The sequence below is a fragment of the Pedobacter riviphilus genome (assembly GCF_014692875.1).
Classification (GTDB): Bacteria; Bacteroidota; Bacteroidia; order Sphingobacteriales; family Sphingobacteriaceae; genus Pedobacter; species Pedobacter riviphilus.
Genome location: NZ_CP061171.1, coordinates 3834647 through 3852509, shown reverse-complemented (window position 1 = coordinate 3852509; position 17863 = coordinate 3834647). Strand labels below are relative to the sequence as shown.

The following is a 17863-nucleotide window of genomic DNA, read 5'->3' as shown; positions in this document are numbered from 1 at the left end:
CAATAAAATGTATTAATCTTATAAATTGAAGAATAGTTTTTTCACTTCAAACTGGTATTAACGATTACTTCAAAAACTCCACATTCCATATTTTCTCTGCTTTTCTTCCAATCAACCAAAAAGAGGCTGCCAGGACTGAAAAGAATAAAGCTTTATGCCAGCTGTCCCAAAAGTATTCGAAATAGCGTGTGTAAAGATTAATAAAGAGAAAAGTGATCCCGAATTCGCGGGCGATATCATCACGGTATTTTAAACCAAATAAAGTACTTGCCACACAAATGGCTCCTGAAATTAACGCCCAATAAAACAAACTCAGCTGCCTAACTTTGTACCATTCTTCTAAACTGGCAAAATTGCCGAACACCGATAAGGTCCAAAGTGATACAAACAAGTACACCATCCCTGCGATATAGGTGACCTGAAAGAAGTTTTGTGTTTTGGGGAAAATTTTCATAATGAAGGATGCTGCGGTTAATGCAGCGCCAAAAACCACAAAGCGCAAGGGATAATTCATGCCAAGGAAGTAATAATTCCAACGGCTTAAATAACCTGTTTCAGTACCAAACCAGGCACCTAAAGATATCAAAGCAAAAACCCAGATTAAACGCGAATTGAAGATATAACCTAAAGCACCATAAATGAAGACAGATATTAAAATCAGGATGGAGAAATTGCCAGATCCATTGTCCAGCGCTTTCCCGAAATAGGCAATGGCATTCGCAGTAAGTAAAATGGCAGAAAAAACGATGGCCTCATTACTAAACTTTAAATGGGCCAATTTCTTTTTTCGCTTAAAACCTAGAATGTAAAGCCATGCTGCCAATCCGCCGGAAACAATAGCAATTACGATGTTTGGTGTATTGTAAACCCGTTTTAAATAGTTTAAGATCGAATTATCAATGAGGAGCGATCCAAGTGCAATAAAACCGCAAGCCAGGGCTACCCAAAAAGCATACTGTGCCAGGCGTAACCAATCGAAGTTTTTTGCTTCATAACTTTTACGGAGTTTATCGCCTGTTTCATTATTAATTAAGCCGTCACTTTGCCATTGCTCAATCATATCATCAAGAAACTCACTCTTTTCTCTATCGACTTTCATAGGTTAGGTTATGTACGAAGATATGTTTTTTAGTCCTTAGTCAAAAGTCCTCAGTCAATAGACTTCCGGCTTCGGACTAAGGACTCCGTACTATCTATATAACCTCCTTGATCTTCTTGTTATTGCCTACAATCCAAATTACATCGCCATTGTCGAATACAAAGTCTGATGAAGGATTCAATATCCGATCAGTACCCCTTTCTATGCCAACAATTAATGCCTGCGCTTTTTCGCGGATACCTGCATTTCTAATGCTTAATCCATAAACCGGCGATTCGGCATGAACAACTACCTTTTGCAAGGTCATTTCTTTATTTGGGAAATTACTTTCTTCAGCTGTTTCTGGAGCATCAACTTCTAAAAGTGCTTTAACAGCAGCCAATTGATCATCAGCACCAATTAATAGCAGTTTATCGTTTGGATAAAGCCGCTCGTCTCTTCCAGGCGTTGGAATGTTATTTCTTCCACGTTCTATTAAAGCAATGTTAACGCCATATTTTTCCCTGATCATTAATTCGGCGAGTGTTTTTCCAACCACTTCCGATTCGGGAGAAACAATGAGTTCAGTTAAGTGGGTATCCCAAGGTAAAATATTTGGTTTTTGGCTTTCACGGGCGTTCAGGTTCAACATGAAACGCCTTTCCAGTTTATCATAAAATGACTGTAATTTTCGCGAGAAAATGATCATACCGATGACAATTAAACCCAATGCAATTACAGCGGCAATCCAGGTATCAAAAAACTCATACATTAAAAAACCTACAAAGAAAATCCCTAAGGCAATTCTGAAAAACTCAATGGCAATTAACGGGCCCCGGGTATATTTTTTGTTCAGCCAAAGGTGGGAATAGGCTGTTCGCTGGATCCTTCGGATAGATAACGCCCATAAAAATGGCGACATTAAAATAAACGAAACCACTACACTGATAATAATAGAAGTTAAACTATCGGAAATATTGCTTACAATAAAAGGCTGAACATATCGGTAAGCCAGAAATATGATTGCTATGATGATTACCGAGTGGATAATCGTATTAAAGATATAAGACCTCAATAAAACCTTCCAATCGCTTAAGGTGGTAATCCCTTCGGTACTGGAGCTATATCTTTCGATACCATTAAGCCATTTTTTTGGTAAAACACGGTTCAAATACTGGTAAAAAGGCTCAGATAGTTTAATTAAATATGGTGTAGTAAAGGTCGTGATCGCCGCTGCTGCTACCGCGATAGGATAGAGGAAATTGCTGGTTACTTTAAGTGTTAAACCTAATGAGGCAATGATGAATGAAAACTCGCCAATCTGTGCCAAACTCATACCTGATTGTACCGAAGTTTTTAGCGGCTGGCCAGATAATAATGCACCTAATATGGTAAATATGATTTTCCCGAAGATAATAACCACGGTAGCTACTAAAATTGGAACCCAATACTTAACCAGCATGGAAGGATCAATCAGCATACCAACTGAAACAAAAAACACTGCTGCGAATAAATCCTTTACCGATTTAGTTAAATGTTCGATTCTTTCTGCCTGTGTGGTTTCTGCTAAAATGGAACCCATAATAAATGCACCCAGGGCAGGAGAGAAGCCCACCTTATCGGCCAGTAATACCATTACCAAACATAAGGCTAACGATACCACCAACATGGTTTCGTCATTCATTAATTTCTTGGTTGCTTTGAGAAATGATGGAACCAGGAATATTCCGCCCAGGAACCAAAGTACCAGGAAAAAAGCCAGTTTTAAGATGGAATAAAGCATTTCTGTACCTGCCGATTGCTGACTAACCGCCAGGGTAGAGAATAATACCAGTAACAAGATGGCCACCAGATCTTCAACAATTAAAACCCCGAAAACCAGGCCAGCAAACTTTTTATGTTTTAAACCAAGTTCTTCAAAGGCCTTAATGGTAATCATTGTTGATGAGATGGACAAAATCCCCCCTAAGAATAAACTATCCATGTCTTTCCAACCCATTGCTTTACCGACTAAGTAGCCCGCTAGAATGATAAAAAGGACTTTTACAATCGCCGTAATAGAGGCTGAACCGCCAACTTTAACCAGTTTTTTAAAACTGAATTCTAAACCTAAACTGAATAAAAGGAAAATTACGCCTATTTCACCCCAAATATTGATGCTTTTTGTATCGGTAACTGAAGGAAAAAAATCTAAATGTGAGCCAACCAACAGGCCAGCCAGTATATAACCTAAAACCAGGGGTTGTTTAATTCGTTTAAATATGAGGGTGGTTATCCCTGCAGCAGCAAGGATTAATCCTAAATCGGCAATTAAATCGGGTAAATGCATCTATAAAAAATGGGTATTGATGATTAAATAATTTATTTCCAAGTATTATTACTTGGCATTTTATTGAAAACTCCACATTGTGGTTAAAAATGAAATTACTTACCAAAAAACATGTTTTGGATAGAGCATTTTAAACAAACACCAATAATTATATTTTAATCTCTTGATTATAACTTTGGTATTGATGGTTTTGTTCTTGAAAAAAAGGAACAGCAAAAAAGTAATTAGTACAAACGCACTGGAAGATATTTTTATAATTGGGTTGTTAATAAAATCTTTTTGCAGACTTTCACTGTCCTGATTGAAATCGGAATTGGATTTAATATTTTTTTTGCTTGAAATGAAACTTATTTTGGTGTTTTTTAATGGTACATCATTTCTTTTTTCCTGCGATGCGAAGGCCGCAAAATTAATGGAGATAGATAGAAAAAAGATGATGTAAAAAAGCCTCATTGCCGCTAATATAACGAAAATGAGGCTTTTTTGAAAGGAAAATTGGATTTAAATCTGTTAACTTACAGATTCAAAATAAGCTAAAGTAGCCTCCTTGTCTTTTTGTAATTGAATGGTTAGGGCTTCTAATCCGGTAAATTTTACGTCGTGACGAAGGAATTTCAAAAAGTTCATTTTAATATCCTGGCCATAAATTTCCTGGTTAAAATCGAAAATATTTACTTCAATATTTCTGGTCATCCCGTTAATGGTTGGTCGCTGCCCAATGTAGGCCATTCCTTTATAAGTTCGAAGTCCAGAGTCTGAAGTCTGAAATCTGTTTGTCGATTCTGGACCTTCTTCTTTAAATTCGGCACTCATATCAACAGTAACCGCATAGATGCCATCGCCTGGAATCAGTTTATAAGTTTCTTCGACAAAGATATTAGCTGTTGGGAAACCAATTGTTCTGCCAATTTTATCACCTTTAATTACCCTTCCAAAAATAGAAAACGGATAACCCAGATAATCATTGGCTAAACTTACATCTCCAGCGAGTAATGCCTGACGGATTTTGGTAGAGCTTACCGCAACATCATGAATATCCTGCTCCATAATTTCTTCAACACTAAAACCATAATGTAAACCAGCGGCTTTTAAATCGCTTAAATTTCCAGAACGGTCTTTACCAAAACGGTGGTCGTAACCAATAATAATATGCTTGGTGCCAATGTTATTCACCAATGTGTTTTTTATATAATCTTCAGGCAACTGATTAGAGAAGTCTCTTGTAAATGGCGTGATGATTAAATGATCTACACCCAGACCTTTTAAAATCTCGGCTTTTTCATTAATGGTATTGATCATCTTCAGATCCTGGTTTTCTGGATCGATAATCATTCTCGGGTGGGGGAAAAAAGTTAATATTACACTTTCTCCATTATCGGCCTTCGCCTTTTGTACCAGTTGTTTAATGATTTTTTGGTGTCCGAAGTGCACACCGTCAAAAGTGCCAATGGTTACAATGGCATTATCTAATTTTTTAAAATCCGAAAGGTTATTGTATATCTTCAATGGGATAAGAAATTAATGTAAGGCATGGCGTTTAACCACCCCGCCTTTTAAATCGGCAATCTGTTGTTGTATTACAAAGGCATCCGAATCAATCTGCCGGATAGCGGTTTGTAACTTGCTCATCTCTAACTTGGTAACAACGGTGAAAATAATGTCGATATCTTTCTTTTCTCCGTAACCACCTTCGCCTTTATAAATGGTTACACCACGTTTCATTTCGTTAATAATGAACCCCTTTATGGCTTCCTGATGTTCTGAAATAATGGTCACACCCGTGTATTGTTCTATACCGTTTACGATGAAATCGATAGTGCTCGACGCTGATAAATACGTTAGAATGGCATACAGCGCCGTTTCGATATTTAAGAAATAAGCAGCGAAAGCAAAAATAATGATATTTAAAATCAGGATGATATTTCCAACAGTTAAAATGCTGTTTTTACTAATGTAGAGTGCTAAAACCTCTGTACCATCAATTACGCAGCCACCACGCATGGCCAATCCAATCCCCCCACCTAAAAATAAACCGCCAAAAAATGCAATAAGCAATTTATCGTGTGTAATGGGCTGAAAGGGTAGGATAATTAGCGCCAATGAGAGTGCAGCAATGGCAATAGCAGTTTTAAGAGCAAAGCCTTTACCAATCTGCCTGTAACCTAAAATAACAAATGGAATATTGATTATGGCAATAAGGTACGATAAGTTCCAGCCAGTTAAGGTGCTTAGCAAAAGAGAAATACCCGTAACACCGCCATCAATAAAATGGCTGGGCATTAAAAAGCTTTTTAAGCCGAAACATGCCGAAGTTACACCTGCAATAATTAAAAGAATTTCTTTTATAAACCTGGTATTCCTGTTTTTGACGTGGTTCATGCCTCTGCTTCAGTTTTAGCTTCTTCTTTCTTCGTACGAATATAATTAACAAGTTCTAATACCTCAAACGCATCTTTTAACAAAAAGTTTCCGCTTCGGGTACGGGTAAGTTTGGAAAGATAAGCCCCGCTATTTAAAGTTTTACCAAAATCGGATATTAATGAACGGATGTAAGTGCCTTTACTACATACAATTCTAAAATCGATTTCTGGCAGTTCGATCCGGGTAATTTCAAATTCAGGAACACTTACAAAACGTTTGCGTAGCTCTACTTCTTCGCCTAATCTTGCTTTTACATATAACCGTTCGCCATTTACCTTTACAGCAGAGTGTGCGGGTGGATATTGTTCTATATCGCCAATAAATGGTTTACATGCAGCGTAAATTTCGTCTTTTGTAATATTACTGATGTCAAAACTTTGATCTACCTCAGTCTCCATATCGAATGATGGGGTAGTAGCACCCAAAATCATAGTACCGGTATATTCTTTCTCTTCAGCCTGGAAAGTATCTATCTGCTTAGTTAATTTCCCTGTACAGATAATTAGCAAGCCTGTAGCAAGTGGATCTAAAGTGCCGGCATGACCAACCTTTAGTTTTAGCGGTTTTAAAGAATTACGGATTTTGCCCACCACATCAAATGAAGTCCATTTGTATGGTTTGTTAATTAAAAGCAATTCGCCTTCAGCAAAATTGAAGTCTTTGAATTTTGAATTTTCGGTACTCACAAATCTTTTTTGCGCAAAGATACGGATTCAATGTCGTTTTTTACCACAGATGAAAAGGATGCGCACAGATAACAATCATCTGTGTAGACCTGTAGTTAATATTCCGGGATTATATAATCTGTAATTTGTGTCCGCTGAGCAATAAGATGATAATAATTAAACCAGCAGCAATTCTATACCATCCAAAAACCTTGAAACCATTTTTGTTTAAGTACCCGATAAAACTTTTTATCGCCAAAAGTGCCACTACAAAAGCAACTACATTACCAATAATTAAGAGGTTCGTTTGCTCATGGGTAATGGTGTGCCCTTCTTTATAAAAATCGTAAAGTTTTTTCGCTGTTGCAGCAAACATGGTAGGTACTGCTAAGAAGAATGAAAATTCTGCGGCAACTTTTCTGCTTAATTTCTGACTCATACCACCAACAATAGTGGCTCCCGAGCGCGATACGCCCGGTATCATGGCAATACATTGGAAGAAACCGATTTTCAATGCCGTTAAATAGGTTACGTTCTCCTCTTCATTAATGGTTGGTTTGTTGAACCATTTATCAACAAATAATAAGATAACACCGCCAACTAATAGCGAAATACCAACAGCCATTGGGCTTTCCAGTAACTCGTCGATTTTTTTGCTTAATAGCAGGCCAAATACTGCCGCCGGAATAAATGCGACTATTAATTTAATGTAGAAATTTATTGATTTGAAAAATCTTTTGAAATAGAGTACAACAACCGAAAGTATTGCACCCAATTGTATCGCAATGGTGAAAAGTTTTACAAATGGTTCTGATGCAATGCCCATTAAAGACGAGGCAATAATCATGTGTCCGGTGCTCGATACAGGCAAAAATTCAGTTAATCCTTCAACAATGGCAAGGACAATGGCTTCAAAAGAGTTCATATTTTTAGAAAAGATAAGAAATAAAGAAAACGCTTAACCAGTAAATTAAGCGTTTTCAAGTATAATCCTTTAGGATAAAATTATTTTTTTAGGATAGCATAAATACCAAAAGCAAAACCCGCTAACACCACTATCGGTGCCAGTAAAGTTCTTCTGAAATCATAAATATTGCCAGTGGTACCCATCATTAATATAAAGCCAACTGCAACAATTGCAATGCTGATTAACAATAACTGGTAGTTTTTCTTGGTAAAAACCAATTCGCTTTTAACGTCCTTTACAACCGGACCTGTTTTTTTTTCTGCCATTATCTATAAAGATGATAAGATTTTAAACGTAAATATCTGCTTACTGCAAACCATGTACTAATACCTGTTATAAAAATACCCACAATTAAAAGGCCTATAAATACGAAGCCAAATTCCTGGTAGTTATTTAAAATAATAATCTCTGGTACCTCTTTGCGGGCATAAATTAAAGTTGCCAGTAAAATAATAATGGCAATAAATGCGGCAATTAGGCCGTGCAAAGCAGCATACAATAAGAAAGGACGTCTAATAAAGTTTTTCGTTGCACCAACCAGCTGCATACTTTTAATTAAAAAGCGCTGCGAGTAGATTGCTAATCTTATTGTGTTGTTAATCAGTGCTATAGAGATAATCAGTAGTAATGCTGCAAAGGCTAAAATAATTAAACCGATAGTATTAATATTTTTATTTACCATATCAATTAAAGAACTTTGGTAAACCACTTCTTTAACCACAGGGTTTTTAGAAATATTTGCTTTTAAGGCATCAATACTTTTGTTATTCGCATATTCCGCTTTTAAATACACATCAAAGGTAGAAGTTAGTGGGTTGTATCCTAAAAAGTTAACAAAATCTTCACCTAAATCCTGGGTTAAATTTCTTGCGGCAAGCTCTTTGTTTACATATTGAGTTTGTTTTACTGCAGGATTTGCATTTAACTCTTTCTGAAAGGCTAAAACATCGGCTTCTTTTGCACCTTCATCAACAATAATGTTTAAAACGATGTTTTCTTTAACGTAGTTAGACAGGTTTTTGGCATGTACAAGTACCAAACCAAGCAGCCCCAGCATTAGTAAAACCAAGGCAATACTGATTATAGTAGAAATATAAACGGTTTTGGTTTTCTTGGATGCATCACTTACTTCGAATTCTTCCATGTATTTCATTTTTGTTTCTGCGAAAATATAAATTATACCTGATAAACACCAATTAATGATTGCTAAATGAATACTAACGTATGCGATTCGCTTTTAGTTTGAGAATTAAATTCTTAAACAAAATTTGCTTTTTTTTGAAAGGCGGTACGAAATTTGTTGATACGGCGTTAATTATAGATATCTTAAAACTAAATTTAACTATGAAAAGACAAATTACTATTCTAAGCCTATTCTTACTTATCGCCTCTACAATTGTTTCTTGCAAAAAAGATGATACTTCTTTAAAAGCCCAAATGATGGGGCGTTGGACCTTAAATAAAATTGTAACTTCCGGTTATACTGCTGAAGAAACATTGAAAGATCCAAAAAAGGTTAATGGGACTGTTACCTACGGTACAACAAGTGATTATATTGACTACAAATCAAATAACGATGACCAGGTAGAGCTAAGTTTATCGGGTAACAGAACAATTGGAACGTATGTAATTATTTACTCAGATCAATTTAGTATGGACATTAACGATGGATTGAATTATTGTAAAGTAAACAGTATTACTGCAAACAAATTAGAGTTTACTGCTAAAATTGATAAAACAAACGTTACTAAAGTATATTCTTTATCAAGATAAGATCTTAATCCCTCGATTATTTGCTGCGCCATTGGTTTTAAAATCAATGGCGCATTTTTTTGTGGTGATACAGGTGGCTAGTGGTGGTGTCAGCTCCTAATTGTGGTGTCTGTTGTTGCCAACTGACTAAAAGCACATATTCTAGGTATTTCCTTATTTTAAATAACCTGTAGTCAGATGGTAACATCTGACTACACAAAAGGCGCCGAGGTTTTACCCTTAACCTCTTCTAATTCTGCATTTCTGCTGGCAAAATATTATCATTAATCTGCTTTTTTAAGCCCCTTAATTTCCGTATTTTCGCCCCTTTAAAAATTTAAAACTTGCAATGGATTACCAATTCAAAGAAATAGAACAAAAGTGGCAGAAATTTTGGGCAGATCATCAAACGTTTAAGGCCGAAAACAATTCTGAAAAACCAAAATATTATGTGTTAGATATGTTTCCTTATCCATCAGGAGCAGGCCTGCACGTTGGTCACCCACTGGGTTACATTGCATCAGATATTTTTTCAAGATATAAACGCCTTAAAGGTTTCAACGTATTGCATCCAATGGGATATGATTCGTTCGGACTACCAGCAGAGCAATACGCCATACAAACCGGACAGCATCCAGCCATTACCACCGAAGCAAACATTGCAACCTACCGCAGGCAGCTGGATCAGATTGGTTTTTCTTTCGATTGGAGTAGAGAAGTGCGTACCAGCGAGCCTTCTTATTATAAGTGGACGCAATGGATTTTTATGCAGTTGTTCAACTCGTGGTACAACCTAGAAAACGATAGGGCAGAAGATATTACCACTTTAATAGAAAAGTTCAATGCTTCTGGTACAGCTGATGTTAAAGCCGTTTGTGATGAGGATACTAAAGAATTTATGCCTAGCGATTGGGCAACCTTTACCGATGAAGAGAAACAGATTGAATTGTTAAAATACCGCTTAACTTATCTTCGCGAGAGTACTGTAAACTGGTGCCCGGCTTTAGGAACCGTTTTGGCGAACGATGAAGTTAAAGATGGTTTCTCTGAACGTGGCGGTTTCCCTGTTGAGCAAAAGAAAATGATGCAATGGAGCATGCGGATTACCGCTTATTCTGACAGGCTTTTGCAAGGTTTAGATACCATTGATTGGCCGGAACCGATTAAAGAAATGCAACGCAACTGGATTGGTAAAAGCGTAGGTGCATCAGTGAAGTTTCAGGTAGAAGGAAACGATAAACAGATTGAAGTTTTTACCACCCGTGTAGATACCATTTTTGGGGTTTCTTACCTGGTTTTGGCCCCAGAGCATGAGTGGGTGGCAGAATTAACCACTCCAGAACAAAAACAGGCTATCGAAGATTATATTTCTTTAACCAAAAAGAAATCAGAGTTAGACCGTATGGCCGATACCAAAACGGTATCTGGCGCTTTTACAGGTACATATGTTATCAATCCGGTAAGCGGTGAACGCGTTCAGTTATGGATTGCCGATTATGTATTGGCAGGTTACGGAACTGGTGCGGTGATGGGCGTTCCGAGTGGCGACCAACGCGACTGGTTATTTGCTAAACATTTTAATTTGCCGATTGTACAGATTTTAGACGCACAGAAAGATATTGATGTGCAGGCAGATCCAACCAAGGAAGGAAAATATATCAATTCTGGTTTCATTAACGGAATGGACTATAAAGAGGCTGTTGCCTTTTTAAATAACTGGTTAGAAGAACGTGGCGCAGGCAAGGCAAAAGTAAATTTCCGTCAGCGTGATGCGATTTTTGGTCGCCAGCGCTATTGGGGAGAGCCAATTCCGGTTTATTTTAAAGATGGATTGCCTTATCTGGTACAGGAAGAGGAATTGCCATTGTTATTACCCGAAATAGATAAATATTTACCAACCGAAACAGGTGAACCACCTTTGGCCAGAGCCGAAGACTGGGTTCCTAAAGATGGCGGACATTATGAATTAAGCACCATGCCGGGTTGGGCAGGAAGCAGCTGGTACTGGTACCGTTATATGGATGCCAATAACAATAACGATTTTGCTTCAAAAGAAGCGGTTGAGTACTGGAAAGATGTCGATTTGTATATTGGTGGTTCTGAACACGCAACGGGTCACTTACTGTACAGCCGTTTCTGGAATAAATTTTTGAAAGATTTAGGTTATACCAAAGAAGAAGAGCCTTTCAAAAAACTGATTAACCAGGGCATGATCCAGGGTAGAAGTAATTTTGTTTACCGCATTAACGATGAGAACGGAAAACCTACCAATACCTACGTATCAGCTGGATTAAGAAAAGAATATAAAACCTCGGCATTGCACGTTGACGTGAACATTGTTGAAAACGATACTTTAGATATTGCTAAATTTAAAGCCTGGAGAGAAGAATATGCCAATGTAGAATTTATTCTGGAAGGTGGAAAATACATTTGCGGTGTTGAAGTAGAAAAAATGTCGAAATCAAAATTCAATGTGGTTAATCCCGATGATTTGATTGAGCGTTACGGGGCAGATACTTTACGGATGTATGAAATGTTTTTGGGCCCGTTAGAGCAAAGCAAACCTTGGAACACCAATGGTATTGAAGGTGTATTTAAATTCTTGCGTAAATTCTGGCGTTTGTTCCACAATGAAGACTGGACTTTCCACGTAAACGATGCGGTACCTACAAAAGCGGAGTTAAAATCGCTGCATAAAATCATTAAAAAGGTGCAGGATGATATTGAGCGTTTTTCATTCAATACCTCTGTATCGAGCTTTATGATTGCGGTAAATGAATTAACGGATCTGAAATGTAAAAACCGTCAGATTTTGGAAGATATGGTGATTATCCTTTCGCCTTATGCGCCACATATTTGCGAAGAACTTTGGCTGTTGTTAGGTAATGAAGCCGGAACTTTATCTTATACTGCTTTCCCAACATTTAAACCTGAATATCTGGTTGAAGATGAGTTTGCCTATCCGGTTTCAATTAATGGCAAAATGAAAATGAACCTGAATTTGAGTTTAACATTGGCTCAGCCTGAAGTTGAAAGCATTTTATTGGCCGATGAGCAATTCCAGAAATTCTTAGACGGAAAACCAACCAAAAAGATCATTTTTGTTAAAGGAAAGATTATTAATGTAGTTGTTTAAGGAGTCTAAAGCTAAAAGACTAAAGCGGAAAGGTTTCCTTGCGCTTGCCTAAGCTAGAAATATAAAAAGTTCCGTCGTTCCCGCGCAGGCGGGAACCACGAAGTGCTCAGCGAAGCTAATCTTAAAGCTATCGGATTGCGATTCCCAATCAAGTTAAGTTGGGAATGACGCGGCGTTTTAATTCATTGATTATCAGGTTAGACTAAAGCGATAAAAAACAAAACCCGGACTACGTTTCGTAATCCGGGTTTTTGTCTAATAAAATTGTGATCATGCTTACAATACGTCATGCTGAATTTATTTTACAAGTAGACATAGTATTTTCAATTGCCTTGTAGCTACTACGTGGTCAGCATCTATCTTCAAGTACGATTCTGAAACAAGTTCAGAATGACGGTTGATATGATCTAGTCTCTTTTTCTTCTATTGCCACCAAATCTTCTGTTGTTGCTGGCGTTGCGTGGTTTGCCGCTCATATTGCCATCACCACCTTTTTTAGCACCGCCACCACCTTTAGATTGGGCTTGTGGTTTACGTTTAACCTGGTTTTTAGCCAGCATACTTTCCCAGCTTAGTGGATAAGGATGATCATCTACAACCGGAAGTGTAATTTTGATTAGCTTCTGGATATCCAATAAGTATTCGTTTTCTTCCGCATCGCAGAAAGAAATGGCAATACCATTTGCACCAGCACGGCCTGTACGGCCAATTCTGTGTACATAAGATTCAGGGATATTCGGCAATTCGAAATTGAAAACATGTGATAACTGATCAATATCAATACCACGAGCAGCAATATCGGTAGCGACCAAAACGCGGATTTTTCTGTCTTTAAAATCAGTTAATGCCCTTTGTCTGGCATTTTGCGATTTATTACCGTGAATGGCGGCGGCTTTAATGCCTGCATGGGCCAAATCCTTAACAATACGATCTGCACCATGTTTGGTACGGGTAAAAACCAAAGCAGTTTCGATCTTTTTATCCTCAAGAAGGTGGATCAATAATTTCTTTTTATCAGGTTTGTCTACAAAATAAACCGATTGAACAATCGTTTCGGCCGTAGAAGAAATAGGGGTAACTTCTACTTTTGTCGGGCTAGATAAAATCGTATTGGCCAACTTCTGGATTTCATCTGGCATGGTTGCCGAGAAAAATAAAGTCTGGCGTTTAGCTGGTAATTTAGCCACCACTCTTTTTACGTCGTGAATAAAGCCCATATCGAGCATACGATCGGCCTCATCCAATACGAATAATTCGATGGTGTTTAAGCTAATGAAACCCTGGTTCATTAAATCTAATAAACGGCCAGGTGTTGCCACTAAAATATCAACACCTTTTCTTAAGGCTTCTACCTGCGAGTGTTGATTTACGCCACCAAAAATTACCAGATGGCGTAGATTTAAATGACGGCCATAAGCTTTAAAACTTTCTTCAATCTGGATGGCCAGCTCGCGTGTGGGTGTTAAAACTAGTGCCTTTATATTTTTGGTTGCTTTGGTGTTGATGTGTTTTTCGTGCAGTAACTGCAACATCGGGATGGCAAAGGCTGCTGTTTTTCCGGTGCCGGTTTGTGCGCAACCTAATAAGTCTTTACCTTTTAATATCGTTGGAATAGACTGCTCCTGTATTGGTGTTGGTTGTGTATAACCTTCTGTCTCAAGGGCCTTTAGAATAGGCTCAATGAGGTTTAATTCTTTGAATAACATGTATGTTTCTGTGTAATATTTATCGAAGAAGCTAGAACAATCATTTATTGAAGGACTAACTTGCGGAGAGAATATGCCATTCAGAATGGCAAGCCCTTATTCCTGCTTCGGCGGCAAAGATACAAAAAATGTATGACAATATGTTATTTGGTAAATGTAACCTCAAATCGTTATTTATTGCTGTTATTGATCTAACGCATTAATCCTTTTAGTTAGTATTTTATAGTCTATTTATAAATGTATTTTTTGTATTATAATTACTTTTTATATGTATATTTATTTTTATTGAAGTGTACATTATACACTAATGCATTGTTTACTAAAAAATATCACTATGTAATCATAAATAAAATAATACCTACAAGCCTATCTAACCACCTACTTATGAGAAAAAATCTACCTATTGACAGGAGAAATCCATTCTTCTTGTATGCCGCAATCCGGCAAACTAAGCCACTTAAATATGTCGTCGTAATTGATGGCGATAAACTGATGCTGTTAGCTTATTAATCTAAAAGCGCATCGGCTGTACGAGTACGCATTATTTCACCTAATCAATATAAACCTATGAAACAAAATCTATCTTGTATCAAGAGGAGTTTTCTTCTCTTGTGTTTGGGGATGTTATTTGCCCTTGGCGCCATGGCCCAATCAAAAATCACTGGTAAAGTTATTGCCAGTGATGACAAATTACCTGTGGTTGGTGCCACAATCAAAATTAAAAATGGCAGCGGTGGTACCTCTACTGATGAAAATGGCGCCTTCTCGCTGAGCGTAAAACCTACCGATGTGTTGGTTATCTCCTTTGTAGGTTACGGCAGTAAAGAAATTGCTGTAGGAAATCAAACCAATATCTCCGTTACTTTACAAGCCGACAATAATAACCTAACAGAGGTTGTAGTGACTGGCTATTCTTCTCAGCGGAAGAAAGACTTAACTGGTTCTGTGGCTGTGGTAAGCATGGAACTGTTAAAGGCCCAGCCTGCTGCCAGCGCTGTAGAAGCATTGCAAGGAAAAGCAACAGGGGTACAAATTGTAAATGACGGGGCTCCTGGTTCAACGCCACAAATCAGAATCCGGGGCTTTAGTACCATTAATAATAATGACCCACTCTACGTAATTGATGGGGTTCCGTTTGAGGGAAAACTATCATGGCTTAACCAGAATGATATCGAAAGCATGCAGGTATTGAAAGATGCTTCTTCGGCTTCTATATATGGTTCAAGAGCAAATAATGGTGTGGTAATTATTACCACTAAAAAAGGCTTGGCCGGAGTACCAAAAATTACGCTTGATTCTTACTATGGCACACAGTTGCCAAGAAAAAATAGCTTCCCAAAAATGATGAATCCTCAACAATATGCTCAATATGTATTTAATGGGTATACTAATGCCGGAAAGCCTGTTGCTGCTGGAGATAACTATGGTTCGGGTACGGTACCGGTATTGCCTGAATATTTGGTGGCAGGTTTAAAACTCGGTCAGAATGTTACTGCCGCAGATGCAGATCCTTCCAAGTACAACTATAGCCGTGATCCAAATCTGTTTTATCAGATTACAAAAGCAAATAAGCAAGGTACCAATTGGTTTGATGAGATAACTGAATCTGCACCAGTTCAGAATTATAATATTAGCGCGCTGGGTGGTTCAGACAATGCAACCTATTCTATTAGTGCCGGATACCTGAACCAAAAAGGAACAATAAAATACACAGGTTTTAAACGTTATAGTTTTAGATCGAATACTGCGATATCTGCTTTTAATAAAAGGGTACGTTTCGGAGAAAATGCACAATATAGTTACTCTGAAGGTGTTGGGTTTGGCGTTAACCCGAATACTCCTGGTGGTTATCAGGATCAGGGAAGTGCTTTAGGATGGGCATACCGTATTCCAACAATTATCCCGGTTTACGACATTGCCGGAAATTTTGCCGGTAGCCGCGGTAGTCAGTTGGGAAATGCAGAGAATCCACTCGCATTTCTATTCAGAGCAAAGGATAATGTTAATAAAAACAACTTCTTTTTTGGGAATATCTTCGGTGAGGGTGATATTATTCCGGGTTTAGTATTAAAAACCAATTTTGGGATACGTTACGAGAATTACAATAGCTTATCTATGCGTTATCCAAATTTGGAATTCTCTGAAGGCAATAATTCAAATAATTTAAGCGAAATCCAAGGATATAATACGGAATGGACCTGGACTAATACTTTAAATTATAACAAAAAATTTGCTGAAAAACACAGTTTAAATGCATTAATTGGTACGGAGGCAATCAGATCCAGAACCAGACAATTAACTGGAGGAAGAAATGATTTCTTTCTTTTGGGCAATCCGGATTATTATTATTTGAATACAGGTTCTTCAAACATCAGCAATGCCAGTAGCGGAGCAATAGGGTCACTATTCTCCGTGTTTGCAAAGCTCGATTATTCCTTTAATGATCGTTATCTCGCCAGTTTTACTATCCGTAGGGATGGTTCATCTAACTTCGGTTCTGCTAATAAGTATGGTAATTTCCCGGCAGCAAGTGCTGCATGGAGGTTATCTGAAGAGGAGTTTATGAAAAGTATCAAATGGATTAGCGATTTGAAACTTCGTGTTGGATATGGCCAAACCGGAAACCAACGGATACCAGGGTATCAATATATCAATAGATTTCAAAGTTCTATTGTTAATTCAGCTTATGCTCTTGGTGGCGGTAATGGTCTTACAACTGGTGTGCGACAAAATGCCTATCAAAACCCTGATATAAAATGGGAAGCTGTAAACTCCCTAAATATTGGTCTTGATTTTACTTTGTTAGGTGGAGCTGTTGATGGATCAGTAGATTGGTATAACAAGAAAACGACTGATATGCTTTACCCGGTACCGCTACCAGCAAGCATTGTAGGAATGGGAAGTTCACCTTTTGTAAATATTGGTGATATGAGTAATAAAGGGGTCGAATTTAATGTCGCTTATCATTATGGAAGAAGCGCTGATAGCCCTTTTAAATTTGATATTGGTGCAAATTTCTCAAAAAATAACAATAAAATCGTAAGGTTGGCACCAGGTATTCTCAATCAGGTTTATGGCAATTATAGGAGCTTACAAACCAGTGTTTTACAGGAAGGTGCGCCACTGGGTTCGTTTTTTGGATATAAAACTGCAGGAATTTATCAGAGTACCGCCGATATCCAGAATAACCCTTCTTATTCAGGTGCCAGGGTTGGTGGATTACGTTATCAGGATATTAATGGTGATGGTATTATTGATCCAAAAGATCGGACTATTATTGGGAGTCCACATCCTGATTTCACTTATGGTATAAATTTGAACGCATCTTACAAGAATTTTGATATTTCGGCTTTCTTATATGGTGTAAAAGGAAATGATATATTTGAAGCTACACGCTATTTTACAGATTTTCCTTCTTTTGATGGAGCAAAAAGTGTTAGATTACTTGATGCCTGGAGTCCTACCAATACATCAAGTCTGATTCCTTCTGCTTATGCCGGAGCCTCTGATCTGGAGTTTGCTTCTTCGAGTTATTACATTCAGAACGGAAGTTTTTTAAGGTTGAAAAATTTGCAAATTGGCTACTCCATCCCAACCGCTAAAGCTTTTGGGCCAAATTCTGGCATCAGTAAAATTAGGGTGTATGTTAGTGCAACCAATGTATTTACCATCACTAAATACACCGGATTGGATCCGGAAATAAGTCAAATTGTAGATGGCTTTTCTGCTCCAGGAGTAGATCAGGGTGTTTACCCTTCACCACGTCAGTTTTTAATCGGTATTAATATTGGATTTTAATTAAAAGTTAT

General features: G+C 37.6%; 13 protein-coding genes. 4 read left to right on the top strand and 9 right to left on the bottom strand.

Going from position 1 to position 17863, the window contains the following annotated elements; translation table 11 throughout:
- Positions 1 to 64: 64 nt before the first annotated feature.
- The 8 genes from H9N25_RS15715 to H9N25_RS15680 all read right to left on the bottom strand — a co-directional run bounded on the left by H9N25_RS15715 (position 65) and on the right by H9N25_RS15680 (position 8604).
- Positions 65 to 1099: a DUF2157 domain-containing protein gene (locus tag H9N25_RS15715; protein ID WP_190326500.1), complete on the bottom strand. Its 1035-nt coding sequence runs from the start codon at positions 1097 to 1099 to the stop codon at positions 65 to 67.
- Positions 1100 to 1193: 94 nt separating this feature from the next.
- Positions 1194 to 3407 (bottom strand): cation:proton antiporter domain-containing protein, encoded by a 2214-nt coding sequence (locus H9N25_RS15710; RefSeq protein WP_190326499.1) that lies wholly within the window; start codon positions 3405 to 3407, stop codon positions 1194 to 1196.
- 510 nt (positions 3408 to 3917) lie between these two features.
- Positions 3918 to 4913: a bifunctional riboflavin kinase/FAD synthetase gene (locus tag H9N25_RS15705; protein ID WP_190326498.1), complete on the bottom strand. Its 996-nt coding sequence runs from the start codon at positions 4911 to 4913 to the stop codon at positions 3918 to 3920.
- Positions 4914 to 4925: 12 nt separating this feature from the next.
- On the bottom strand, positions 4926 to 5786 hold the full coding sequence (locus H9N25_RS15700; protein ID WP_167296889.1) for a YitT family protein: 861 nt from the start codon (positions 5784 to 5786) through the stop codon (positions 4926 to 4928).
- Positions 5783 to 6514: a tRNA pseudouridine(55) synthase TruB gene (truB, locus tag H9N25_RS15695; RefSeq protein ID WP_190326497.1), complete on the bottom strand. Its 732-nt coding sequence runs from the start codon at positions 6512 to 6514 to the stop codon at positions 5783 to 5785. The genes H9N25_RS15700 and truB overlap by 4 nt, the downstream gene beginning before the upstream one ends.
- A 109-nt stretch (positions 6515 to 6623) precedes the next feature.
- Entirely contained in the window at positions 6624 to 7418 is a 795-nt protein-coding gene (locus H9N25_RS15690) for an undecaprenyl-diphosphate phosphatase (RefSeq protein ID WP_190326496.1), read from the bottom strand.
- Between the two features lie 80 nt (positions 7419 to 7498).
- Positions 7499 to 7726: a DUF3098 domain-containing protein gene (locus H9N25_RS15685; RefSeq protein ID WP_167296886.1), complete on the bottom strand. Its 228-nt coding sequence runs from the start codon at positions 7724 to 7726 to the stop codon at positions 7499 to 7501.
- Positions 7726 to 8604, bottom strand: a complete 879-nt coding sequence (locus tag H9N25_RS15680; RefSeq protein ID WP_167296885.1) for a cell division protein FtsX — start codon at positions 8602 to 8604, stop codon at positions 7726 to 7728. Before H9N25_RS15680 ends, H9N25_RS15685 begins: the two co-directional genes overlap by 1 nt.
- Positions 8605 to 8804: 200 nt before the next feature.
- Here H9N25_RS15680 and H9N25_RS15675 point away from each other — a divergent pair, with 200 nt between their 5' ends.
- Together H9N25_RS15675 and leuS are read left to right on the top strand one after the other, a co-directional pair.
- Positions 8805 to 9233 (top strand): hypothetical protein, encoded by a 429-nt coding sequence (locus H9N25_RS15675; RefSeq protein ID WP_167296884.1) that lies wholly within the window; start codon positions 8805 to 8807, stop codon positions 9231 to 9233.
- 328 nt (positions 9234 to 9561) lie between these two features.
- Entirely contained in the window at positions 9562 to 12348 is a 2787-nt protein-coding gene (leuS, locus tag H9N25_RS15670) for a leucine--tRNA ligase (RefSeq protein ID WP_190326495.1), read from the top strand.
- A gap of 407 nt (positions 12349 to 12755) precedes the next feature.
- Here the strand turns inward: leuS and H9N25_RS15665 are convergent, their stop codons facing one another.
- Positions 12756 to 14054: a DEAD/DEAH box helicase gene (locus H9N25_RS15665; protein ID WP_167296882.1), complete on the bottom strand. Its 1299-nt coding sequence runs from the start codon at positions 14052 to 14054 to the stop codon at positions 12756 to 12758.
- A gap of 384 nt (positions 14055 to 14438) precedes the next feature.
- Here H9N25_RS15665 and H9N25_RS25125 point away from each other — a divergent pair, with 384 nt between their 5' ends.
- Both H9N25_RS25125 and H9N25_RS15660 read left to right on the top strand, forming a co-directional pair.
- Entirely contained in the window at positions 14439 to 14564 is a 126-nt protein-coding gene (locus H9N25_RS25125) for a hypothetical protein (protein ID WP_255524469.1), read from the top strand.
- A 57-nt stretch (positions 14565 to 14621) separates the two neighbouring features.
- The gene (locus H9N25_RS15660) at positions 14622 to 17852 is read left to right on the top strand and encodes a SusC/RagA family TonB-linked outer membrane protein (protein WP_190326494.1); all 3231 of its coding nucleotides are present in this window, start codon (positions 14622 to 14624) and stop codon (positions 17850 to 17852) included.
- Positions 17853 to 17863 lie beyond the last annotated feature (11 nt).

Coding starts and splice junctions, on each gene's coding strand:
- leuS (WP_190326495.1), top strand. CDS start 9,562: ATGGATTACCAATTCAAAGAAATAGAACAAAAGTGGCAGAAATTTTGG.
- H9N25_RS15665 (WP_167296882.1), bottom strand. CDS start 14,054: ATGTTATTCAAAGAATTAAACCTCATTGAGCCTATTCTAAAGGCCCTT.
- H9N25_RS15710 (WP_190326499.1), bottom strand. CDS start 3,407: ATGCATTTACCCGATTTAATTGCCGATTTAGGATTAATCCTTGCTGCT.
- H9N25_RS15685 (WP_167296886.1), bottom strand. CDS start 7,726: ATGGCAGAAAAAAAAACAGGTCCGGTTGTAAAGGACGTTAAAAGCGAA.
- H9N25_RS25125 (WP_255524469.1), top strand. CDS start 14,439: ATGAGAAAAAATCTACCTATTGACAGGAGAAATCCATTCTTCTTGTAT.
- H9N25_RS15675 (WP_167296884.1), top strand. CDS start 8,805: ATGAAAAGACAAATTACTATTCTAAGCCTATTCTTACTTATCGCCTCT.
- H9N25_RS15680 (WP_167296885.1), bottom strand. CDS start 8,604: ATGGAAGAATTCGAAGTAAGTGATGCATCCAAGAAAACCAAAACCGTT.
- H9N25_RS15690 (WP_190326496.1), bottom strand. CDS start 7,418: ATGAACTCTTTTGAAGCCATTGTCCTTGCCATTGTTGAAGGATTAACT.
- H9N25_RS15715 (WP_190326500.1), bottom strand. CDS start 1,099: ATGAAAGTCGATAGAGAAAAGAGTGAGTTTCTTGATGATATGATTGAG.
- H9N25_RS15700 (WP_167296889.1), bottom strand. CDS start 5,786: ATGAACCACGTCAAAAACAGGAATACCAGGTTTATAAAAGAAATTCTT.
- H9N25_RS15660 (WP_190326494.1), top strand. CDS start 14,622: ATGAAACAAAATCTATCTTGTATCAAGAGGAGTTTTCTTCTCTTGTGT.